Annotated in this window: 10 protein-coding genes; 7 read left to right on the top strand and 3 right to left on the bottom strand. The window is 68.8% G+C overall.

The features are described from left to right. Nucleotides 1-37: 37 nt before the first annotated feature. A complete protein-coding gene (locus OG241_RS32090) occupies nt 38-5305 on the top strand; it encodes a hypothetical protein (protein WP_405820220.1) in 5268 nt (1755 codons plus the stop codon). Nucleotides 5306-5388: 83 nt separating this feature from the next. On the opposite strand, the gene OG241_RS32095 is transcribed toward OG241_RS32090, so the two are convergent. Both OG241_RS32095 and OG241_RS32100 read right to left on the bottom strand, forming a co-directional pair. Then, nucleotides 5389-7683 carry an acetate--CoA ligase family protein gene (locus tag OG241_RS32095; RefSeq protein WP_405820222.1) on the bottom strand — a complete coding sequence of 765 codons (2295 nt, stop codon included), beginning with the start codon at nt 7681-7683 and terminating at the stop codon, nt 5389-5391. 173 nt (nt 7684-7856) lie between these two features. Beyond that, a complete protein-coding gene (locus OG241_RS32100; RefSeq protein WP_405820224.1) occupies nt 7857-9032 on the bottom strand; it encodes a flavin-containing monooxygenase in 1176 nt (391 codons plus the stop codon). A 201-nt stretch (nt 9033-9233) separates the two neighbouring features. Between OG241_RS32100 and OG241_RS32105 the strand changes: the two genes are divergently transcribed. Further along, nucleotides 9234-9707 carry a Zn-ribbon domain-containing OB-fold protein gene (locus tag OG241_RS32105; RefSeq protein ID WP_405820226.1) on the top strand — a complete coding sequence of 158 codons (474 nt, stop codon included), beginning with the start codon at nt 9234-9236 and terminating at the stop codon, nt 9705-9707. Continuing rightward, nucleotides 9707-10330: a GNAT family N-acetyltransferase gene (locus tag OG241_RS32110; protein ID WP_405820227.1), complete on the top strand. Its 624-nt coding sequence runs from the start codon at nt 9707-9709 to the stop codon at nt 10328-10330. The genes OG241_RS32105 and OG241_RS32110 overlap by 1 nt, the downstream gene beginning before the upstream one ends. Nucleotides 10331-10435: 105 nt before the next feature. Here OG241_RS32110 and OG241_RS32115 read toward each other — a convergent pair whose 3' ends face one another. After that, nucleotides 10436-13969 carry an FG-GAP-like repeat-containing protein gene (locus tag OG241_RS32115; protein WP_405820229.1) on the bottom strand — a complete coding sequence of 1178 codons (3534 nt, stop codon included), beginning with the start codon at nt 13967-13969 and terminating at the stop codon, nt 10436-10438. Nucleotides 13970-14609: 640 nt separating this feature from the next. On the opposite strand from OG241_RS32115, the gene OG241_RS32120 reads away from it, so the two are divergent. From OG241_RS32120 to OG241_RS32135, 4 genes are all read left to right on the top strand, one after another. Continuing rightward, the gene (locus tag OG241_RS32120) at nt 14610-22673 is read left to right on the top strand and encodes a ricin-type beta-trefoil lectin domain protein (protein WP_405820231.1); all 8064 of its coding nucleotides are present in this window, start codon (nt 14610-14612) and stop codon (nt 22671-22673) included. A 16-nt stretch (nt 22674-22689) separates the two neighbouring features. Continuing rightward, nucleotides 22690-23172, top strand: a complete 483-nt coding sequence (locus OG241_RS32125; RefSeq protein ID WP_405820233.1) for an SMI1/KNR4 family protein — start codon at nt 22690-22692, stop codon at nt 23170-23172. 121 nt (nt 23173-23293) lie between these two features. Continuing rightward, nucleotides 23294-24145, top strand: a complete 852-nt coding sequence (locus OG241_RS32130; protein ID WP_405820235.1) for a hypothetical protein — start codon at nt 23294-23296, stop codon at nt 24143-24145. Nucleotides 24146-24211: 66 nt separating this feature from the next. Beyond that, nucleotides 24212-25063, top strand: coding sequence for a hypothetical protein (locus OG241_RS32135; protein WP_405820237.1), 852 nt, complete (start codon nt 24212-24214; stop codon nt 25061-25063). The last annotated feature ends 6 nt before the right edge of the window (nt 25064-25069 follow it).

Genomic DNA, 25069 nt, shown 5'->3' on the forward strand with positions numbered 1-25069 from the left:
AAGGCAGAGAACAGTGAGCGTTACCGTACAAATCAACTTGCCGACCACGAACGCGGTGGTGGGCCGCACCGTCACCGTCACCGCTCAGGTGAACGGGCTTGTCGCGCAGGGCGGCGACCATGACCCGTACGACGTTCTCAACAGCGTGATGGTGTCCGTAGCCGGACTCCCCGCGGTACAGGCGACCAGCGTGGGAGGGGCGTGGACGGCTCAGGTGCCGCTGACCGCGGCCGTCGCGCAGGGCACGCAGATCTCGGTCACGGTGACCGCCAACTACCATGCGGTCTCCTTCTACATCTCCCAACCCGAGCAGTACCCCGACATGTGGTCGGCGACTTCCGCCGCGGTCAGCATCGTCAAGACCATCCAGGTGCAGACCGCGTTGCCTCCGGCGTTCACCTGGGTGACGCCCACCGCCGGCGCTACGGTCGATCTGCAGGAGGGAGGCGCGCAGGTCGGCGTGCAACTCGACATCACCCGCGCCCAGCGCCTGCCGCTCACCATCTCCATCACCCGGGACGGCACGACCACCTCCGTACCGTTCACCGGGGGCACCTCCTACCAGACGTCGGTCGGCCTGCTGCCCATGCCGCTCGGTGCACGGCCCATGACGATCACCTGCACCGATCCCGACGGCCTCACCGCGACACAGACCCGCACATTCACGGGCCGGGACGCGGCGCCGCCCAAGTTGGAGGTCGCGGCCACCACGACGGTCGTCGGCGACGCCAACGGTGCCGTGACGGCATCCCTGCAGGGGACGGCGCCCGACACACAGAGCGGCATGGTCGGCGGCAGGGCCAAGGTGGAATGGGCACTGTCCGCCACGGGCACCAGGACAGCGGCCAAGCCGGTCTCCGGCAGTGACTTCAGCAACTGGACGGCGGACGTGCCGCTGTCCGGGTTCGGCGCGCACACCGTCTACCTGTGGGCGACCGACAACGTCGGCAACACCGCGGCCAAGGACATCCAGGTCACGGTGATCAGCTCGTACATGCCCACGACGCTGGAAGAACGTCTGGACGAACGCGAATACCTCGCCGCGCTGTTGTCCTTCGTGCACGAGCAGGTCAACGTGCCCGGCCCGCCCGCGGCTCCGCTGGACACCGCGACCCTCGTCGCCGCACTCGGACAGCCGGTCGACAAGCTCAGCCAGCCGCTGTCGGCAGCGGCCGACCGGGGCACCCGCGAAGTCAACCAGCTGCGGATACCGGTGGAACTCCTGCGAGCCCGCATCGCGGCCACGAACACCTCCACGAACCCCGGCAGCACCCTGGAACTCCAGTACCGCGACACGTCCTACGCCGCGCTGCTCACCGCCGCCGGAACGTCCTACGCGGAACTGCGGCTGGCGCGGGGCGCCGACACCGCGACCCGCCAGGAGCTCGCCGCCCGGCTCGGCATCACGCTCTCGGCAACCACGCCCGACGAGCTGGACCAGCTGCTCCTCGACGGCCCCACGCTGACCGAGACGGCGCTGGAGACACTGTTCGGCCTTCCGTCGTCCACCGCCGCCAACCCACTGGGCACCCCCGCTGTGCCCCTCCTGCCCAGCTGGCGACTGTCCGCCCAGTCGCTGGCCTGGGCCGCGGAGGACCAACACCCCAGCACGCCACGGGCCTTCGGAGTGCTCGCCGACCCCGACGTGATCAACGCCGCCGACGTGATCAGCGGTCAGGCCGGCGACCCCGTGCGCAAACTGCTGACAGACCGGGCTCAGGTGCTGACCGCGTTCACGGCGACGCTGGCGGCCCTCAGATCGGGCAAGACCCCGGCGGCTGCGCTGGCCGCGATGCTCGCGCTGGCGCAGCCGGGCCTCGATCTCGCGGCTCTCGCGGCCCAGGAGACGCAAGGCACCGACATCAGCGGCACCCTCACCGCGCAGGGCCTGACCCGCGCGGGCTTCCTGTACCTCAGGAAGCTGAGCGCCCTGGCGAACACGGGGACCGTCACCACCGCGGAGTGGGACGACGGCCTGGCCGTACTCACCGGCGCGTACAAGCGGCGGAACCTGTACGCCTCCTGGCGGGCGGCCGAGGCGGGGTTCGTGCTCTCGCCGGACTTCTTCGTCCCCGGCGGCACCGGGCCCGCGCCCAGCCCGTACCGAGCAGAGTCGGACGCCCGCGCGGAGTGGGACAGCGTGCTGAGGGCCAGGACCGCGCAGCGTCAGGACCTCATCGGCGCCAACGCGCAGGCCGTGGCGGCGGCCGAACAGGCCGCTCTGCCCATCCTGCGGGACGCCCTGCTCACCGACCTGGCCGCCACCACCGCCAACGCCGGCGAGGCGTTGTCGGCGCGGTACTTCGTCGACATGCTCGCGGGCGGCACCCTGCGCACCACCCGCATCAGACAGGCCGTCGAGAGCGTCCAGTCGCTGCTGTCGGCGAAGCGGTCGGGTGAACTCGCCGGCGACCACCCGGCGGCGGGCTGGGTGCTGAAGAACGGCGTCGACACCTTCGCCACCGCCTGGGCCTGGCTGGGCGAGCAGGGAAGCTGGCAGGCGGCCACTTCGGCCTTTCTGTTCCCCGAGCGGCATCTCGACCCCACCCTGCTCGTGCCGAGCACCAGGACAGTGGCATCAGGGCCGTCACAACTGCCGCTTGATGTCCTCTTCGCCCAGATCAGCGCGCCGGGGGCCACGTTCACCGCCGGGACCGCGGTCACGCTGGCGGCCGAATACCTGACGGCGAAGAAGATCACGTTCCCTGCCGGATACGCCTATCTCGATCCGAAGCGCACGGACGACCACCAGACCAGACTCGCCGACGATCCGAACCGCCCGGACGAGCCGGTCCGCAAGGAGGTCTACTGGGTGGTGCCCATGCTGCTGGCCCAGCGCCTGCAGGCGGCCGGCGACTACCGGGCCGCGCTCGACTGGTACTGGAGCGTCTATTCGTACGACCGCGTCAGCCCCAAGTCCATCTACAGCCGGATCAACAGTGAGACGGCCTTCGCACCCGACCTGACCTTCCCGCCGGGCTGGACGGCCGGCCTCGACCCCTTCGCTCTCGTGGGTGCGACATCGGCCACGCGTCCGATGGCCTACACCCGGTACACCCTGCTCTCGGTCATCAGGTGTCATCTCGACTACGCCGACGCCGAGTTCGCCCGGGAGACCGACGAATCGGTCGCGCACGCCCGTACTCTCTACGTCACCGCGCGCCGTCTGCTCGCCTCGTCGGCCCTGGTCCCGCAGAAGCCGGCGAACACGGGGGAGCCGACTCTGCCGATCCCGGAACTGGTCACCCTGCGCACCCGGGTGGACATGCAGCTGGCCAAGCTGCGCCAGGGCCGCAACATCGCGGGCATGCCCCGCGTGCAGGGGCTCGCGGCCGCGACGGTTAGCCAGCCGACGCCGTACCGCTTCAAGGTGCTGCTGGAGCGGGCCAGGCAACTCGCCGCGCAGGCCGCCCAGATGGAGGCCGGTTATCTCGCCGCCCTGGAGAAGTACGACGAGCGCAACCTGCGCGTGTACGACGCCCTCAAGGCGGTCGACCTCACGGCGGCGCAGGCCAGGGTGGCGGCAAGCCGGGTCGACGAGGCCAAGGACGCCGCCGCGGCAGCGGAGGCCCAGAAGACGAAGGCCGACACGCTGGTCACCAGTTACACCTCCGCCATCGAGGCGCCCGTGAACCAGTACGAGCAGGACCTGCTCGACAGCTACGGCGACATGCGCGAAATCAGAGACCACATCTCCGACGCCGATGCGACGATCGGTGTCCTCCAGGCGGCCTCTCAGGCAGCCAGCTCGTGGGACGCGCTCTTCTCCCTCGGGATGAAGCAGACGATGGCCCTTGGGATCTCCGCGGCCACCTTGGGCAAGGCCTACTTCCAACAGCAGCAGAACGACATCGAAGCGCAGATGCAGGCCAACCAGTTGAGGGCCGGCGTCGAGCAGCGCAAGGACGAGTGGCGGCGCCAGGTGGTCGCCGCCCAGCAGGACGGGCAGATCGCCGCGGCACAGATCACTGTGGCCAAGGACCAGGTCACGATCGCCCTGCGCGAACAGGACGTCGCGACGCTGCAGCACGACCAGGCGATGGGCACCCTGACGTTCCTCAACGGACAGTTCACCAACGCCGACCTGTACCGGTGGATGAGCGACACGCTGGGAGGGGTCTACCGGTACTTCCTGCAGCAGGCCACCGCGACCGCCCGGCAGGCGCAGGCCCAGCTGGCGTTCGAACGGGCGGAGCCGGCCCGGGTCGTGATCCGCCAGGACTACACGCAGTCGCCCGCCGAACTCACCACCAACGCGGGACCCAGCCGCAAGGGCCTGACCGGCGCCGAACGGCTCAGCGAGGACCTCACCCGTCTCGACGAGTACGCCTTCAGCTCTGCCAGGCGGCGGCTGAACCTGTCGCAGACGTTCTCGCTGGCGCGGCTCATGCCGGTGGAGTTCATGGAGTTCAGGCGCACCGGAACGCTCGCGTTCACCACGCCCACGTCCCTGTTCGACGCGGACTTCCCCGGGCACTACCTGCGGCTGATCCGCCAGGTGAGGACCAGCCTGGTGGCCCTCGTCCCGCCCGACCGCGGAATCCGGGCCACGCTGTACTCCAACGGGATCTCCCGGGTGACCACCGGAGGTGACGGCACCTTCCAGGAGGTCGTGGTGCGCAGCGACCCCGGCGTCGTCGCCCTGACGTCGCCGGTCAATGCCAGCGGGGTGTTCGAGCTCGACGCCCAGTCGGACATGCTGCTGCCGTTCGAGGGCAGCGGTGTGGACACCAGCTGGGAGTTCCGGCTGCCGCCCGCCGCCAACCCGCTCGACTACTCAAGCATCGTCGACCTGCTGGTCACGGTCGAATACACCGCCGCGTACGACGACACCTATCGCGACCAGGTGGTCACCAGGCTCAACGCAAACCGGGACCGCGGCGCCGACTGTGTGTTCAGCCTTGCCAGGGACTTCCCCGACCAGTGGTACGACCTCAACAACCCGACCGACCCGGCGGTCAGAGAGGTGACCCTCACACTGCGCGACGTCGACTTCCCGATCGGGATCGACGACATCGCCACCGCGGCGGTCGCCGTTCGCCTGTCGAGCGACGCCACGGTCCCCGACACCGTGGTCTCGCTCCGGAAGGGCGCTGCCGGGGGTACGGCCACGGCAGCCGACGGTATCGCGAGCACCAGGCGTGGCAACGCCACAACCTGGGCGTCGTTCCTCGGCACCAGCCCGGCAGGGGAGTGGCGGCTCGGTTTCGACCGCGAGGCAGGCGGCCTGTTCGACTCCGGTGCGCTCGACGACATCCTGCTCGTCGTGAGCTGGACCGGACAGGCTCCTGCCTGGACGCGTTAGCGGGACGCGTCAGCAGGACGACTCCGCCGGGCCCTTCGGGCGGCGGTGGCCGGCCTGGATCCCGGCCGGCCACCGCCGCCCTCCTACTGGGGCGGCGGCTGGTTCGGCTGTCGCCCGTGCCGGCCGTGCCAGTCGTCCTCGCCCTCCGGACCCGGCCCGCACACCGCCAGGGCGTCCAGCGCCACCGCGCCCTGCCCCCTGGGCAGCACCATCAGCGGGTTGATGTCGAGCTCCGCCAGCTCGTCCCCGAGTTCCAGCGCCATGCGCTGCACCCGCATGACGACCTCGACGAGCGCGTCCAGGTCGGCCGGGGGGCGCCCCCGGACCCCGTCCAGGAGGGCCCGCCCGCGCAGCTCGGTCAGCATGTCCCGCGCCTGTACCTCACCGAAGGGCGGCACGCGTACGGCGGTGTCCTGGAGCACCTCCACGAGCACACCGCCGAGCCCGACCGTCACCGTCGGGCCGAACAGCTCGTCGTGTGTGACACCGACGACCATCTCGACGCCCCGTTCCACCATCTGGCACACGAGTACGCCGTCCAGGTCCACGCCCTCGTAGCGGGCGATGTCGGTCAGCTCGCGGTAGGCGTCGCGGACCTGGCTGGCCGAGGTCAGCCCGATCTTCACCAGGCCGAGTTCCGTCTTGTGCGCGATCTGGCCGCCCGACGCCTTCATCACCACCGGGTAGCCCACCAGCCCCGCCGCCCGGACGGCCGCCGCCGCGCTGGTCACCAACTGCTCGCGCGGCACCCGGATTCCGTACGCCCGCAGCAGCAGCTTGGCGGCGTGCTCGCTCAGTGTCTCGCCCGGCCGCATCAGCGCCCGCGCCTTGCGGAAACTGGGCGACGGGGTGCGCGGTGCCTCGTCGAACGGGGAGCGGTAGGAGGCGGTGAACCGGGCGTGGTCGAGGTGGGCGCGGACGGCGGTCACACAGTTCGCGAAGGTACGGAAGGTGGCCACGCGGGAGGAGCCGAGCAGCGTCTCGCGGTACGCCGGCTCCGTGCCGACCGGCGATCCCCAGATCACGCACACCAGCTTGTCCGTCTGCTCGGCCGCGTCCACGAGGTCCTGCGCGAGTTTGTCGCTCATCGGGGGGAAGGGCCCGGTGATCGGACAGACCAGGACACCCACCGCCGGGTCGGCGAGGATCGCGTCGATGATCTTCCGGCCGCGCCAGTCGCCGACCGGATGCCCGCCGCTGTCCACCGGGTTGGCCACGTTCAGGTAGTCGGGTATCCACTGGTGCAGCTCGGTCTGCCTGGCGGCGGACAGCCGCGGCAGGTGCAGCCCGGCCTCGGTCGCCAGGTCCGCGAAGTGCGCCCCCGTGCCGCCCGAGATCGAATAGACGGCGACCCCGTCGGCGAGCGGACGACGGGCCCGGGCCAACAGGGCTGAGGTGTCCTGGAGTTGGTCGAGTCCGTCGACGCGGATCACCCCGTACTGCCGCATCGCCGCGTCCACCACCCGGTCGGCGCCGGTCAGTTTGCCGGTGTGGGAGGCGGCGGTGCGGGCGCCGGTCTCGGTGCGGCCCACCTTGACCGCGACCACGGGGACTCCGCGCCGGGCGGCCCGGTCGGCGGCCAGGAGGAAGGCGCGGCCGTCCTTCAGGCCCTCGACGTAGCAGGCGATGGCGCCCACCTCGGGGCGCTCCGAGAAGTAGGAGATGAAGTCGGCGGTCTCCAGATCGGCCTCGTTGCCGGTGGGGGCCCAGTGGGAGAGGCGGATACCGAGTTCCTGGAGGGCGAAGACGGGACGGCCCTGGTGGCCGGACTGGGTGATCAGGGCGATCGCGGGGCCGTCGAGGTCCTCGCGGAAGTTCTCGAAGGCGTTGAGGTTGGTGTTCGGGCCGAGCAGCCGCAGGCCGGAGCGGCGGACGGCGTCGGACAGGCGGGCCTGTGCCTGTGCGCCCGCCTCGCCCGTCTCCGCGAACCCGGAGGCGAAGGCGACGGCGAACCTCACCTTGGCCTCGGCGAGCTCCTCGACCACGGGAAGGGGGTCGGCGACCAGGAGTACGGCGAGATCGATCTGCTCGGGCAGGTCGGCGACGGAAGGGAAGCAGGGTATGCCGAAGACGGCCTCGCGGGTCGGATGCACCGGGTGCAGCCGGGCTCCGACGCGCTCGGCCCACGCCAGCAACTGCCGGGTGATACCGGTGTTCGGCCGTCCCTCGGTGTCCGAGGCGCCGATCACCGCCAGGGACTCGGGCCGGAAGAACCGGTCGAGATCGGGTACGCCTGCGTACAGGGGCCGGCCGCCGACGTCGAGATCGTCGACATCGGCGGGCCTGCCGTGCACGACAGGGGAGGGCTGCTCGCCGCAGGCGATGACCCGGGCCCGGCGGGAGTCGGTGGTGAAGGTGCCGTGGGTTGATCCAAGCATCGGTCCGCCCGCTCCTGTGTGACAGCCAATTAACTGACGCAGTGTCAGGTTACTGAACTGACACTCCGTCAGGAACCGGCGTGCGAGGAACTTCTTGGGCCGACGGTTCGGCCTCGCACATCACAAGGGCCGTATGGGGAGCGGGGGATCGGGAGTTCGGGGGATCGGGGGATCTACTTCGCCGTGACGGACTGGTGTCGCGCGATCTTCTTGGCGATGCGTACCGCGTCGATGGCCATTTCCCTGAACATGCCGCTGATGGGGTTGGTGTAACCGCTGAAGAAGAGACCTGGCGCGTTCTTCGGGGTGTGGGGGCCGTGGACGACCGGTTTGCCGCGGGCGTCGAGTACGTCGAGGTGGCCGACGAGGGGCTCCAGGCCCCGGAAGTATCCGGTGGCGGCGATGACCGCGTCCGGCTCGATGTGCTCACCGTCGGCGAGGACGATCTTCCCGTCCTCGAATCTCTCGACGGCGGCCACGATCTCGACGCGCCCCTTGCGCACGGCGTCGATGAGGCCGACGTCCTGGACGGGGATCGAGCCGGCCGTGACGCGCGAGTACAGCCCGGTGTCGGGGCGGGGCAGCCCGTGGGCGGACAGGTCGGGCACGCTGAGCTTGGCCATCGGTCCGGCGAGCCGGTCGACGAGGCGCACCGGCAGCCGTCGTACGACGATGCCGGTGAACTGGGCCGCCCAGCCGGCCGTGGACCGCCGCACGATGTGCGGGGCGGTGCGGACGGACAGCCGTACGCGTGCGGCGCCGCCCTCCACCAGGTCGACGGCGATCTCGGCACCGGTGTTGCCGATCCCGACGACGAGGACGTCGCGGCCGGCGTAGGGGGCGGGATTGCGGTACTGGGCGGCGTGCAGCAGCTCGCCGGCGTAGCCGTCGCGCCCGGGCCACTCGGGGATCCGAGGGGTGTGGTTGGTCCCGGTGGCGACGACGACCGCGCTGCCGGTCAGCTCGCGCCCGCCGGTGGCGTGCAGCAGCCAGCCGGCGTTGTCGGCGGTCCGCTCGACGCGGGACACCTCGACGCCGGTGACGACCTCCAGCTTGTGGAACTCGGCGTACTTCTCCAGGTACCGGACCACGTCGTCCCGGGCCACCCACCGCCCGAACGAGCGCGGCATCGCCAGCCCCGGCAGCGAGGACAGCCGTCGGGTGGTGTGCAGATGCAGCCGGTCGTAGTGGCGCCGCCAGGACGAGCCGACCTGGTCGCCCCGCTCCAGCACGACGGCCCGTACACCCTGGGCCTTCAGTGCGTAGGCGACGGCGAGACCGCCGGGTCCACCGCCGATGACGTACACGGGGGCGGCGGGGGACGGTGACGGTGTCGGTGAGTCGGCCATGTGCCCGAGCGTATTCACGTGCTCACTTGTTAGGTCTCGGTCAAGACCGGAATTGGTTGCGGATTGATCACGACAGTGGGGGATATGGGCGGGACCGGTGGGGCAGAGGGCCTGGTTGCGAGGGTGCGGTGAGGGCATACTGAGCGGACGCGATGAGCTGACGCATCGTCAGATCCGGGTGATCGGCAGGGGGCCGTGGACATGGGCACGGACAGAGGAACGGACACGGGCAGGGGCCGGTTCGACGTGCCCGAGGTGGACGCCTTCACGCGTCCCTACTGGGACGCCGCGGCCGAGGGGCGGCTGCTGGTGCGGCGTTGCGGGGGCTGCGGGCGCGCTCATCACTATCCGCGCGAGTTCTGCCCGCACTGCTGGAGCGAGGACGTCACCTGGGAGACCGCGAGCGGGCTGGCCACGCTCTACACCTGGTCCGTCGTCCATCGCAACGACCTGCCGCCCTTCGGGGAGCGCACGCCGTACGTGGCCGCCGTCGTCGACCTCGACGAGGGGCCGCGGATGATGACGGAGGTGGTGACGGAGGTGGAGGGGGAGGCGCTGGGCGTCCAGGAGGCGCTGCGGGTCGGGATGGGGCTGGAGGTGGCGTTCCGGAAGGGAGTGCCCGTATTTCGTCCGAGAGGTGGGAGTCGTACAGCCGTACGGGCTTCAATGGAGTGATGGCCCACATTCATGAGCGGTCCCACGCCCACCCCGTGCCCGAGTTTCCCGAACTGCTAGGCCAGGGACTCCGGCTGCGGCAGTGGCGCGCGGACCAGGACACCGACGTCGACGCGTGGCTGCGCGGGCTGACCGACCCGGACTTCCAGCGCTGGAACACCCCGTTGAAGCCGGTCACCGACCTCGCCAGCGCCCGGGACTCCCTCGGCACCCGCTCCGGGACCGCGCCGGACGGCTCCCGGGTGTCCTTCTGCGTCACGGACGACGCCACCGGCGCGATACTCGGCCACCTGGGCGTCAACGACATCGACCCCTTCCTGCGCGACGCCCACATCGGCTACTGGGTCCTCCCCGAGGCCCGCGGCAGACACGTCGCCACTCGCGCCCTCGCCCTCGGCGCGCGCTGGGCCTTCGACGTCCTCGGCCTCAACCGCCTCGACCTCGGCCACGCCATCGGCCACGACGCCTCCTGCCGCGTCGCCGAACGCTGTGGCTTCCGGTACGAGGGGACCCTGCGGGGCGCGATGTTCGAGGCGGAACGCCAGGACGCGTTCCGGGACGTTCATCTGCACGGACGGATCGCCCAGGACCCGGAGCCGGAGACGGACCAGGGTCAAGGGTAGGCACCGCCTACGGTCACGGCAGCTCCCTGAGCCAGTCGGCGGACGAACTTCCCTCCTTACGCCGGTACTTGAGCCATACGGAGATGACGGAGTTCGTCGGACGGCCTAGCCGATGGCTCCGACGGTGAGGGTCTTGCCCGTGTACGTGGTGGCGCTGATGCCGGTGGTGGTGCCGTCGAGGCGGTAGAGGAGGCCGGCCGGGGTGATGGCCCAGATGTCGGGGAGGTCGGTGCTGGTCATGCCGGGGCTGCCGTACAGATAGGGGTAGTTGGCGGTGGTGAAGCCGCCCTCGGCGTAGAGGTGGTCGCCGTCGAGGCTGAGGGCGGCGCTGGCCAGGGTGGCCCAGTCGGTGGTGCCGGTGGTGGTGGCGGCCGAGTGGCGGAGCCAGAGGTTGCCTGCGGCGGTGCGGTAGAGCAGGTCGATGGTGCCGTCGGAGTTGAAGTCGGCGAGGGTGACGATGTCGCGGCCCGTCCAGGCGCTGGCGGAGAGCTGGGTGGCGGTGGCGATGCTGCCGCCGCTGTAGCCGCTGAAGATCCACAGGGCGTCACCGGAGACCGCGAGGAGTTCGGGCTGTTCGTCGCCGTTGGCGTCACCCATCGACTTGATGTCGGTGAGGGTGTCGGGGTCGGGGGCGTTCGAGGGGAGCTGGATCTTCTGGCGCTGGGAGACGTCGGTACCGCCGTATCCGTCGCCGGGATAGAGGTAGAGGCCGCCGTCCGGGGTGCGGACGATGAAGTCGGTGATGCCGTCGCCGGGAGCGAAGTCGCCGTTGTGGGTGATGAGGGCGTAGGTGCTGGTGCCGTTCCACCAGTGGCCGATGGAGGTGGCGTCGGTGAGGAGGGTGCCCTCGTTGTGAGCGGTCGCGGTGGAGGCGGCGTGGGTACCGGTGTTGGTGATGCTCTCGATGTAGAGCTTGCCGGTGGTGCGGATGGCGGCGAAGTCGGGGATCTGGTCGCCGGTGTAGTCGGCGGCGCCGTCCGGTACGGCCTTGGGGGTGACGTAGAAGACGTACTTCTTGGCGTTGGAGGCGTTGCCCGCGGCGTCGTACGCCTTGATGTACAGGACGTTGGGTCCGGCCAGGGTGGGCTTGCCGGTGACGGTCTTGGAGGTGATGACGGTGGAGCAGGAGGCGGTGGGCCCTCCGGTGGTGCCGGAGGTGGAGGCGCAGACGTAGTTGGCGTACGTGGTGGCGTTGAAGGAGTACGCGTACTTCACCACGTCGGTGTCGGTGGTGGTGAAGGTGAAGGCGCCGGAGGTGCCGAAGGTGACCGTCGACCAGATGCTGCCGTTCGCGCTGCTGCCGTCGGGCTTCACGTCCTCGGGGAAGACGGTGGAAACGGCTCCGGGGGTGGTGGGGATGGAGGTGTTGTAGGTGAAGCGGCAGACGTCGTCGCCGGTGGTGGGGGCCCAGCCGGAGTCGGTGCCGTCGTCGTCCTCGGCCCTTACTCGCCAGGAGTAGTCGTAGCCGTTGGTGAACTTGGTGCCGGCGATCGCCCAGGACGCGGCGCCGGTGGCGGTGGCGGCGGTTTTCGTGGCGGTGACCTTGGTGGTGCTGCTGTAACCGGTCCGCCAGTACTCGAAGTAGAGGGAGGCGAGGTCGCCGTCGGGGTCGGTGGCCTTGGCGGACAGGGTGATGGTGGTCTGCTTGCCGATGTTGATGTAGGGGCTGGTGGAGGTGTCGCAGGTGCCGGCGGTGATGGCGAGGTTGGTGGGGGTGTTCGGGGCGCGGACGTAGGTGATGGAGAGGGCGGGTGCGTCGGTGTTCTCGGCCTTGAACTTCTTCCAGGTGTACGGGTCGGTCTCGGCGGTGGAGCCGGAGGCGGAGTTGGCGCGCAGCCCGATGGTGAAGGAGGTCCAGCCGCCGTCGGCGGCGGACTGGGCGAGGGACTTGATGCTGAAGTTGACGTAGGCGTCGGGGCAGCTGCTGGACTTCCAGCCGTGTGCGAAGGACTGCTCGGTGATGAGCGTCTTCCACGCGGGCTGGTTGTTCCAGGTGGTGGACGAGGAGATTCCGCCGGTGTGCCACAGCTCGACCTGGCGGGCCGAGCAGGACCAGGAGTGGGTCTCCCGGACCTTGACGGTCGCGGACCTGACGGTGGCGCCCTTGATCGCCTTCTTGAGTTTGAGCCTGAAGAACGAGCGGGCGGTACCCCAGGTGTCGGACTCGTAGCCGACACGGGCCTCGGTGGTGCCCGTGTTGTAGTTCGCGCCGTCGAAGAAGCTGGAGGAGGGATACCTCTTGTAGGCGGTGGTCCAGGCGTCGGTGACACCGGAGACGGACGGGTCGATGAAGACCGGGTAGGCGGTGTCGGCTGAGGTGAGGAGCTTGGTGTCCGCCCGGACGGTGAGGTAGGCGCCGTCGGTCAGGAGGGCCTGGGCGGTGGCCGCGTGGGTGCCGGGAACCGGACCGGCCAGACCCCGCAGGGCCAGGGTGTCGGCGGTGGACAGACCGGCCGGGGTGGCACGGGTGAAACTCGCGGGCTCGGCACCGGCGGTCTCGGTGCCGTCGCCCGTGGTGGCGTCGGGAGAGGCGCTGGCGGACGTCGATTCGCTGTCCGGGGTGGCCGCCTCCGGGCTGGACTCCTCAGGGGTGACGGCCTCGTCGTTCTCGCCCTCGGTGATCGTCTCCTCGTCCGACTCCTCCGAGGCCGACGTGCTGGGGTCTGCCTCGGCGCTCCCGGTGTTGTCGTCCGTCGGCTCGGGGTCGTCGCCGATCGTGGTGTCGGGGGTGCCGGCGGAGTCCCACATCAGGGGTGTGGGGGAGGCGGCGACCTCGGTGCCGTCGGAGGTGTGGGCGGTGACGGTGTCCGTGGCCGGGTCGATCTGGAAGGTGAGGTCGGGGGAGGTCAGCCGGTAGGTGAGCTGGGTCAGTTCCTCGTCGGCCGCTGCCTCGGGGGTGTGGACGATCAGTACGTGGGAGAAGCCGGTGTCGCGGGCGGTCAGCAGGAGGTCCACGTCGGGCAGGACGTCCTGGTAGAGGGCCTGTGCGCCGGTGATGACGGGTTCGGGCAGGGCGCCGGGCCAGGACACGGTCAGTTCGTGTCCGCCGGTGGTGAGGGTCACCAGGTCCGACCATGTGGTCGGGATGGTGGGGGTTGCCGGGTCCTCCTCGGTGGTCCCGTTCCCGGTGCCTGTCTCGTCGTCGGCTGTGTATGCGGCCTGCCGCGGACCGGTGTAGGTGGCCTGCTGCGCACTCGCGTAACCGGCCTGGTGCAGGCCCGACTTGACCGCGCCGCCGCCCTTGTCGCCGCTGTCGTCACCGCTGCCGGGACCGCCGGGGGAGAAGGTGACAGGGGTGGGGGAGGCGGTGGTGGTCCAGCCCTGTTCGGTGGCGACCAGGCCGGTGTCGATGTCCTGCCACTGCCCGTCGGCGTTCCTGGCGCGTACGGGCTGGGCGTGGGTGGTGAGGGTGAAGGTTCCGTCGGGGTTGGCGTAGGTGGTGGACGACTCGTCGCGCAGTGCGGTCACCTCGACCTTCGTGCCGGTGGCACGGGCCTTGTCCTGCGCGGTGTCCTCGTCCACCGGCTTCACCTTGGCGGCGGGCTTTTCCGGTCCTGACCCGGGCGTGCCGAAGCCGAGGTCGGATTCCAGCAGAGCCAGGCCCAGAGCGGTCGCCGTGACCGCGGCGACGAGTGCCACGAGTGGCTTTGTCCGCCGGTGACCGGCTCTCTTGGTCGGTTGCTCGTCCACGGTGTTTCCCGTCCCCTCACGCATATCTCTGACGCCGCCCCGAATTCCTCTCCGGGCGTTTTCGGACACACCACGGGCAAGAGGATCGCAGGGGAAGTATCACCCCTCCTGGGAATGGCTTTCGGAGATGCGTTAAATGCTATGCGGACCCTGTGCATCCGGAACGGGGTGAGATAATCACTTTGCGAGGCGGGCCGGTGTGTGCCACATCGTGACGAGGGTCGGACGTAACGTGGCTAGATGGGTCAATATCCTGGTCGAGTTACCCCCTTTTTACCTCTTGCATGCCCAATGAATATTTTCTCTTGGGTTGATGCTTTGCGAGAAGATGACCCCCTCTTGTGCATGGTCGAGTCATTTTCATTCCCCTGCGCCGATTGCGTCGTTGTCTATTCGTTATAAATTCCGGTTGGTATTGACCGGAGATCCTCACGGCATGTAGAAATCGCGCTCGTATCAATCGTGTTGTGACGCCGCCTGCCCAATCACCGTGCTGTCGAGGGTGTTTCGGGATCCCGGGATTGCGTGGGTCGAGAGAACGGGGACGGCGGTGCGCAGTGCTTCCAGGCGTGGGCGCGGGGTGTTGAGAATGACGAGGGCGCGGCGTAAGCGGGCCCGACTGGCCGTGGTGACCGGTCTGTTCCTGGCACTGATGCTGGGTGCCTCGCCGGTGGCCTATGCCCTGCCGCCCAAGAACGACGCCCGTACCGGCGTCGACCTGGAGGAGCTGCCCGAGGCCGAGGCGCTGGCCGAGGACAGCACCACGACGACTTCACTCGAGTCCCTGGAGACGGTGACCTCCACCGAGGTCGACGACTTCCAGGCCCTCTACACCGAACCCATCGAGGGTGGTTCGGCCGTGGCCGGCCTGACCGGCCTGGAGGCCGGGAAGCTGGTGAAGGTCACCGCCACGGACGGCACGGTCCCCGTTGAGATCGGGGCGCCGGCCGACGCGACCGCCACGGAGGCGAAAGCCCTCGAAGGCAACTGGTCGGTGGCGATGGCCTCGGACACGGAGGCGGACGCCGCCGGTGTGGAGGGCGTCGTCCTGGAGGTCGCGCCGCCGGCCACCGCGACGGGCGAGGCCGTCATCGCGCTGGACGCCGCGGACTTCTCGCAGAACTACGGCGCGGAGTGGATGGACCGCCTGGACTTCTGGATGTACCCGTCCTGCTTCCTCACCACCCCCGAGGTGGAGGGCTGTTCGGAGCCGACCGCGGTGCCCACCGAGGTGGTGTACGACGAGGTCGCCACCACCATCACCGACACGACCGTCGACGAGGACACCGGGGCGAGCACCACCACCGAGAAGGCGGGCACCGACCTCGCGCCGACGGTCCACGTCACGGTGGACGTGAAGGCGCTGGTGGCCGACCCGACCGCCACCACGTCCGCGGCGACGACAGCCGCCGCGACCGGTACGGGATCGGTGTCCAACGCCTTCTACACCCCCGCGGCCCACGCCACCGACACCGACTCCGGCATCCGGAGCGTCGCGAGCACCTCCTCGGGTTCGGGCGCCCTGGTCGGTACCTCCTCGGGTTCCGGCGCGGGCGGTGACTTCGCCGCGACCCCGTTGCCCGCGTCCGGTTCGTGGTCGGCGGGATCCTCCTCGGGCGCGTTCACGTACTCCTACCCGCTGGCCGGTCCGACGGTGCCGAACGGTCCGACGCCGAACGTGGCCTTCTCGTACAACTCCCAGTCGGTGGACGGCAAGACCTCCTCGACGAACAACCAGGCGACCGGGATCGGCGAGGGCTGGTCGTGGGACCCGGGCAGCATCACCCGGACGTACACCTCGTGCATGCTGGACGCGACCACCGGGGCGAACAACAAGGGCAAGACGTCCGCCGACCTGTGCTACGGCACCAAGAACGCGACGCTCACCCTGAACGGGACGACCACCGAGCTGGTCTACCAGGCCGGAGCGTGGCGCACCGCGAACGGTGACAACACCAAGATCGAGCTGCTGACGAACACCGCCCTGGCCAACGGGGACGACGACGGCGAGTACTGGCGCATCACCGACACCGCGGGCACCCAGTACTACTACGGGCTGAACCACCTTCCCGGCTGGACGTCCGGAAAGGGCACCACCGACTCGGTGTTCAGCGTGCCCGTCGCCTCCAACCACGAGGGGGAGCCCGGCTACAACGCCACCTTCAAGAACTCCTTCCAGGACCAGGCCTGGAAGTGGAACCTGGACTACGTCGTCGACGTCAACGGCAACGCCATGTCGCTGTGGTGGGAGTCGGAGACCAACCACTACGCCAAGGCCTTCGACTTCGACAAGCCCGTCGCCTACGAGCGCGGCGGCTTCCTCAAGCGCATCGACTACGGACAGCGCTCCGACACCCTCTACACCGCCGAGCCGCTGGCCCGGATGGCCTTCACCGCGGACGAGCGGTGCCTGGAGTCCGAGGCCAAGTGCACCGCGGACCACTTCACCTCCGGCAACTGGTCGGAGAACTACATCTGGTACGACACTCCCGCCGACCTGTACTGCGGCTCCTCCGGCGACTGCCTGAACCCGTCGCCGACGTTCTGGTCCCGCAAGCTGATCACCCAGGTGACCTCCTGCACCCAGCGGGTCAAGGGTGCCTCCCTGACCCCGTACAACTCGTCGGCCGGCACCGGCGACCGGCACGCCTGCGCGCTGCCGGGGCAGACCAGCACCCCCCTGGCCAAGGTGGACCGGTGGTCGCTGAAGCAGTCCTTCCCCTGGGACAAGACCGGGCACTACACCGCCCTGTGGCTGGAGTCGGTCACCAGGACGGGATACGGCGTCGACGGGTCCACCGAGACCCTGAACCCGGTGTCGTTCCACAGCAAGCTTCTGCCCAACCGGATACCCACCAGCTCCGCCGACGAGGGCCCGACCTTCGACCGGCTGAGGATCGACAGGGTGGTCTCGGAGTACGGCGGCGAGACCCAGATCACCTACTCCACCCCGAGCGGGGCGTGCGCCTCGGGCACCGGCTTCCCGGATCCCGACGAGAACCAGCTGCTGTGCTATCCGGTGTACTGGCACGCCGACCCCGAACTCGCCGACCAGAAGATCTCCTGGTTCCAGAAGTACGTGGTCGAACAGGTCGTCGAGATGCCGAACATGACCGGCCTCGACGACAAGACCACCAGCTACGCCTACACCACCTTCGGTGACGCGGTCGACGGGGCACTGTGGGCCTACAACAGGGCCGAGGGAACCCGCAAGAAGACCCGCACCTGGGACCAGTGGCGCGGCTATGTCCGGGTCGCCGTGACCGTCGGCTCGGACCGCACCGGCTCCAAGGCCACCAAGACCGCCACCCGCTACTTCCGCGGCATGAGCGACGACCTGTACGTCTCCGGCAGCGGGACCAGCGCGGTGTGGAAGACGCGCGACATCACCATGACGGACGCCGCCGGAGCGACCGTCAAGGCGGACAAGGAACCGTACGCGGGCATGGTCGCCGAGGCGCTCGTGTACGCGGACGGGTCCTCCACCGCGGACTGGGTGTCGCGGACCGTCAACGTCCCCGACGACCCGACGGTGCTGGCCACCCGGGTCCGAGGGGTCGCCGACACCGACACCGGCCGGGTGATCACCGACGATCCCGACCTGTACGCCTGGCGGGTCACCCTCGGCGCCACCAGGACGGTCACCAGGTCCTCGGGCAAGGGCGACGACTCCTCCCCCCTGCGCACGGTCTCCACCCGGACCGAGTACGACTCCGCCTACGGTCTGCCCACCAAGGTCGTCTCCGACGGCGACCTCGCGGTGACCGGCGACGAGTCCTGCACCTACACGACCTACGTCAACGACACCACGCTGAACCTGATCGGCCTGGTCTCCTCGACGATCTCGGTGACCGGGACGAGCTGCGCGACCGCCCTTTCCTCGTCGACCGCGTCGACACTGCTCTCGGCCTCGAAAATGGCCTACGACGGGGCGACCGCTGCCTCGACCGGCCAGACGCTGACCAAGGGCCAGGTCACCAAGGTGTGGGACCCCGTCGCGACCGGCACCTCCTGGAACACCGTTCCGTCCTCCACCACGGGCTACGACGACTACGGGCGGGTGGTCTCCTCCAAGGACTACCAGGACAACCAGGACACAATCACCTTCACCCCGGACAAGGGGCAGGTGTACTCGGTCACGTCGACCAACGCCAAGAGCCAGTCCTCGACCTCCACCCTTGAGCCGGGCCGCGCCGTGGGGCTGTCCGAGAAGGACGCCAACGGCAACATCTCCTACGTCGCCTACGACCCGCTGGGCCGGGTGTGCGCCGGCTGGGAGGCCGGCACCACCCCGAACACCACCTACGGGCCGGTGTGCGAGGAGGACCTGCCCGTCGGCGACGACGGTGAGACCCCGACGACCTGGGACGAGCAGTCCACCGGCAGGCCGAACGCGACCTTCGTCTACAACACCGACCCCAACAAGCCCGTGTCGGTGGTCACTTCAGGTCTGAAGGACGACGGCACCTACACCGACACCACCGTCATCTACGACGGCCTCGGCCGGGTACGGCAGGAGCAGACCGGCGCGGTGGGCGGCAAGGGCCGCCTGATCACCGACACCCTCTACAACGGCAACGGCCAGATCGGCTCGACCAACAACGCCTACTACACCGACGGCGACCCCGAGACCTCGGTCTTCGCCGCCGCCTCCACCTCCACCATCCCCAACGCCACCCAGTACACGTACGACGGGCTGGGCCGCACCACCACCATCACCCCCGTCTACAACTCTTACGTCCAGGACGGCACGACCGACGCCGACGGCACGAAGTCCCAGAACCGCACCACCACCTACCTCTACGGCCTGGACTACACCACCGTCGTCCAGCCGACCGGCTCGGCCTCCTCCCGCACCTGGGTGGACACCCTGGGCCGCACCGCCCGGATGGACACCTTCACCTCGAAGTCCGCCGCCGCGTCCAACTCCTTCACCGCGTCCGACTTCAAGTCCACCCGCTACACCTACGACGCGCGCGGCGACCAGACAGGCGTCACCGACAGCGCCGGGAACGTCTGGAAGACCACCTACAACGCGATCGGCCAGCCGGACAGCTCCACCGACCCCGACACCGGCACCACCACGCTCACCTACGACACCCTGGGCCGGGTCGCGACCTCGAAGAACCAGGCCGGGTTCACCACCAAGACCAGCTACGACGTCCTGGACCGCCCGCTCCTGGTCGAGGACAACAGCACCGGCACCGACCTGCTGTCTTACACGTACGACGACACGACGGTCGCCAACGGGGTGGGGCAGCCGGCCAAAGCGACCCGCTACACCGACGGCAAGGCGTACACCACCTCGGTCGGCGGCTACACCCTGGACGGCAACCCGACGTCCAAGACCCTGACCCTGCCCGCGGTGGCGTCGGGGCTGCTCTCGACGGCAGAGGGCTTCGCCACCACCTACAAAACCAGCTACACGTACACCGAGTCCGGTCAGCTGGCCTCCTACACCACTCCCGCGATGGGCGGCCTGCCCGAGGAGAAGGTGATCGTCCGCTACAACGCCGACGGGCTGCCCGTCTCCACCTCGGGCACCGACTGGTACACCTCCCAGACCTCGTACAGCGTGTACGGGGAGGTCCTGCGCACCACCACCGGCGAGCAGGGCTCACGGGTGTGGACGACCAACCTGTTCGACGAGGCGACCGGCCAGGTCGAGACGACCCTGGTGGACCGCGAGTCGACCTCGGACGCGACCTCGGGACTGACCGGGAACCGGGTCAACGCCCGTACCTACGGCTACGACCTGTCGGGCAACATCACCACCACCGCCGACACCTACGCGGCCGTCGTGGACCGTCAGTGCTTCACCTACGACGGGATCGGCCAGCTCACCGAGGCCTGGACCACCCAGCGCACCGGGTGCACCGTGCCGGTCGCCGCCGACGGCACGGTGAACGTCACCGCCGACAACGCCGGGTACTGGCAGTCGTACAGCTACGACCAGCTGGGCAACCGCAAGACCCTGAACACCCACAACGCCAAGGTGTCGTTCCTGCTGGACGGGTCGGTGAACACCGCGGCCGACTCCACCACGTCCTACGTCTACGGCAAGCAGGACGCCACCTCGGGCTCGGGGGTGGCCCAGCCGCACACCCTGACCTCGATGACGTCCACCTACACCAACGCGGCCAACTCGAAGGTGACCGCGGCCTCCACCCTGGGCTACGACGATCTGGGGCAGACCACCTCGCGGACCATCGGCGGGGACGCGCAGGCAATCACCTGGACCTGGGACGGCAAGGCTCAGACGGTCACGGGCTTCGGGGCGGCGGGCAAGGGCGCCTACACGTCGGGCCTGAACGCGGGCCTGTGCATGGACCTCTCCTCGGCGTCCACGACGCCGGGTACCGCGATCCAGATGTGGCCGTGCAACAGCAGCAAGGCCGAGCAGTTCCGTGTCGAGGACGCGGTCACCACCGACACCACCACCAAGGGCGCCCTGCAGGTGGCCGGGGTCTGCGTACAGCCGACGGGCAAGGCCGTCACAGCCGGTACCGCGGTCGTCGTCGCGGCCTGCGACGACACGGCGGCCCAGCAGTGGACGGTCACCTCGACCGGGGCCCTGAAGTACGCGGCCACCTCGATGTGTCTGGTCTCCCCGGCCAACTCGACCACTTCCGGCGTCGATCTGGTGCTCGGCGCCTGTGACGGGAGCACGGGTCAGGCCTGGAACCCGGCGGACAAGACGTCCTACGTGTACGACGCGTTCGGCAGCCGGATCATCTCCACGACGGTCAGCGACCGGACCCTGTACCTGGACGACACGACCTTCTCGCTGCGCTCCACGGGTGCGGTGAACTACATCGAGCGGTCCTACGTCCAGCCGGGCGCGCCCACGGTGGTCCGCCGGGGTGCGGGTGAGGAGAACCTGTACGCCCTGGTCGCCGACCACCACGGCACACCGATGGCCGAGATCAAGCTCGCCACCGGCAACCAGACCCAGTTCTCCAGGCTCGACCCGTACGGCAACGAGCGTACGGAGAGCTCCAACTGGCGCTCCCACACCGGCTATGTGGGCGGCACCGACGACAACACCACGGGTCTGACCCATCTGGGAGCGCGTGAGTACGACCCGTCCACCGGCCGGTTTCTCTCCGCGGACCCGGTCCTGGACCTCACCGATCCGCTCCAGGCCAACGGCTACAACTACGCCAACAACAACCCCGTCACCCACGCGGACCCGACCGGTCTGACGTCGACGGCCTCCACGTTCGACGCGGCCGAGGCGGCGCTGGACGCGCAGATCGCGGCGCAGGAGAAGATCCTGTCCGGGTCGGTCGCGGACATCGTGCGGACGTACGGGTGGGCCCTGTTCAAGGAGTTCATCGGCTGGGACGACGTCATGGGCTGCTTCACGCAGGGCGACCTGTGGGCGTGCGGCTCTCTCCTGGTGGACGCCATCCCGTGGACGAAGGTCTTCAAGCTGGCCTACAAGGTCGCCAAGGTCGTGGGCCGGATCATCAGCGGCATCAAGGCTCTGAACAAGGCCAAGGAAGTCGCGCGTAAGACCATCGTCAGCCTGAAGGCGGCGAAGGCCGCCATCAAGCGGGCCAAGGCCGAAGCGAAACGCAAGGCCGCCGAGGCATTGAAGAAGGCCAAGGAGAAGGCCCTGGCGGCGAAGGCCGCCGCGAAGAAGAAGACGGGCACCGGTTCCAAGGGCACGGCAGGCAAGGCCGAACAGACCAAGGCGTCCGCCGGCGCCAAGTCCAACGGCTCGAAGGGAGCCAAGGACAACCACGCCGACGGCGGCGACAGCACGGATGTCGATGACAGCGATTCGGCACCCGGCGACAGTGGCTCGGCCGAGTCCTGCGAAGCGCCCGACCACAGCTTCCTGCCCGGCACCCAGGTCCTGATGGCGGACGGCACCACCAAGGCCATCGAGGACGTTGAGAACGGCGACGAGCTGGCCGCCAACGACCCGGAGACCTCGACGACCTCGGCCACCGAGATCGCCACGGCTACCATCACCACCTACGACGACAAGGACTTCACGGTCCTGACCGTCAAGACGGCCGACGGCACGACGTCGAAGCTGACGACCACCGACACCCACCCCTTCTGGGTCACCGACCCCGCCGCCGATCCCACCGACGGCACCTGGGTGGAGGGTGGCGCACTGAAGTCCGGCCAGTGGCTCCAGACCAGCACCGGCACCCACGTCCAGATCACCGCGATCACCCGCTACACCAAGACGCAGGTCACGCACGACCTGACCGTCAGCGACGTCCACACGTACTATGTGCTGGCAGGTGAGACGTCCGTACTCGTGCACAACTGCGGGGGTTCGGTACGTGGTCATACCTCAGCATGCGCGTGCGCCACGGGCGGGCCTCCCGTTGGGCCGATCAACGCTAACCTCGCTGGTAGTACTCACCCGGTCACGGGGGTGCCGTTCGATGCCCAGGGGTTCCCGGACTTCAGCGCTTACAGGGATCCGAGCACGCCCGATGTCGTCATTGCCTTGACCGGTAACAGGAGGCAGGATTTCGCGGCTGCAGACAAGGCGGCTGGAATTACGGCGGCATATCGGAAGGGGAGGTGGACGTGGAATCATCACCAGAATTGCGGAGTTATGCAGCTCGTCGATATGGCCGTTCATGCAAAAACCGGCCACACTGGCGGATTCTCGATATGCTAGATCGGGAGGAGAATTCATGATATTCGATCAAGTGGATGAATCTGAGTACATTGGCCCGCCGGTAGACGCCGAGATGATTCGGAATGCCGAGGAGACGCTTCAGGTTCGCCTGCCGAATAGTTATATCGATCTGATTCGTACGCAGAACGGCGGCGTATTGCGAAATCGCTGCTTCCCTACCGAATTCCCAAATTCGTGGGCGCCGGACCATGTGTGTATCGACGCGATCTGGGGGGTCGGGGGTGTATACGGAGTAGATGTCGTGTCGCCCAGTATGATCGCTGAATGGAAGTACCCCGAAATCGGTGTCGTTTTTGGCGTCACTCCCTCCGCTGGACATGACACGGTAATGCTCGACTATTCTGAGAGCGGACCGCTTGGTGAGCCTTCGGTGGCGTACATCGATGAGGACAGGGTGCCGAGACGTATCGCGAATTCGTTTGCAGAATTTCTGCACGGCCTTGTCTCGTGCCGAACATACGGTGATGACGTGGACTGATTTATGATCAGTGCCGACAGAGGCCCCGCCGGGTTCTCGGCGGGTCTGCTGAGGCACGTTCTGGTGGATCTCCTCAGGGCCTCATGGGTCGGACCGGAGTCCCCCTCGCCATGGATGTCGGATGATTTACTGGAGGGGCTTCTTTCTGATGCATGAAATGGATATGAGTATGCGTAGAGGTATAGGATTTTCGGTCGGCGCCGGCGTGTTGGGGCTCGCAGTGTTGGGAGTTTCTGCTGTGCCGGCGGGGGCGGCGGAGTCGGATATTACGTTCTCGAAGATTGTTTTCAACGGCGGGAAGCCGATTGTGGTGGGGACGGTGAATTCCGTGGATGTGTCGTTGACGTTCACGGTGAAGAGTCGCGTGGCGATCAACGACTCCTTCGATGTGTTCGCCTATCGGGGGACCGAGGGCGTCGACTACGGGGAGATCGGGGGGCTCTGGGAGCAGCAGTCCGCATGTCGGAAATCGACCAGCGGTGGGGTGACGACCCGGACCTGCGAGAGGATCGTCGCCGTCGATCCTCGGGGGATTCAGGGTGACCTGCGAAATCTGGTGAACTCCGATGCCAAGGCGTGGAAGACGTATGGGCGGGCGTTCACGACGGGGGGTGGCTCCGACACCGACAAGACGTCCGCGACGGTCAGCCTGAAGCGGCACGTGAGGCTGACGGTGGATGCGGCGCCGGAGCCGGTGGTGGCGGGCAAGACGGTCACGGTGACGGGGAAGATCACGCGGGCGAACTGGACCAGTCACCGGTATGACGGGTATGCGAGGAGCTCGGTGAGGCTGCAGTTCAAGGCGGCCGGTGCGAGCTCGTACAGGACGGTGAAGACGGTGACGTCCAGCAGTACGGGGGCGTTGAAGGCGACGGTCACGGCGTCGGTGGACGGGTCGTGGCGTTGGTCGTACGGGGGTAACTCGACGTCGGGTTCTCAGGTGTCCGTAGGGGACTACGTCGACGTGCGGTAGCGCGGGCGAGGGCCGGGGGCGGGCCTGGGCGTCGGGCGGGATGTGGCGGGAGCAAGGGGCGGAATCATGAGGAGAAGCGCCGTGCGGCGTCGTGGAGTTGCGGTGGCCGGGGTGCTGGCGGGGGCGTTGCTGGCCGGGTGTTCGGGGTCCGGGGGCGAGGCGGACGGTGACGATGTTGCGGCGGCTGTTTCCGCTGAGGCGGAGGCGTCGGCGTCGGCCGTGGCGGGCGAAGGTGTGGGCGCTGGTGCTGTGGCTCTGTCGCCGGAGGGGCTGGAGGCGGTCGCGCTGGTGGACGGGGACGTGGTCGCCGGGGGCACGGTGACGGCGCAGGTGTCGGACCGGGACTTCCCCAACGCCGGGACGGTGGCTGCGGCGAAGGCGGTGTGTACGCCGTTGGCGGCGGTGCAGGCAGGGTCGGTACTGGGGGCGCCGGTGTCGGTGGTGCGGCGGATGTGGATCGGGCCGCAGGAGACGTCCGAGGGGGATCTGGGGGCGGATCCGTCGGAGAAGGAAGTGGCCACTGCGGCGCTGGATGCGACGACGTCCTTCGTTTCGCTGGCCTCGTACGCGCAGGAGTCGGCGGCGAAGGCCGTGATGGCCGGGATCGGCCGGGCGGTGCGGGAGTGTGCGGGCGGGTTCGTGTACACGGTGGCCGGCAAGGATCGGGTGAAGACGGTCAAGGTGGAGAAGACGGGTGCGCCGGCCGGTACCGGCGGCGCGGACGAGGTGATCGCGGCGACCCTGACCGTCGCGGTCGACGGGGTGAGGGGACCGGTGCGGGTGGTCGTGGTTCGGGAGGGCGGAACGGTCGGCTACTTCCCCGCCACGAACCCGGCTTCCCAGACCACCGGGGACGCTTTCACCCTCCCCGCCGCCCTGATCCAGGCCCAGCTCACCCAGCTCGCTGAGGCTGGCTGAGTGGGC

Source organism: Streptomyces sp. NBC_01390, assembly GCF_045040105.1.
Classification (GTDB): domain Bacteria; phylum Actinomycetota; class Actinomycetes; order Streptomycetales; family Streptomycetaceae; genus Streptomyces.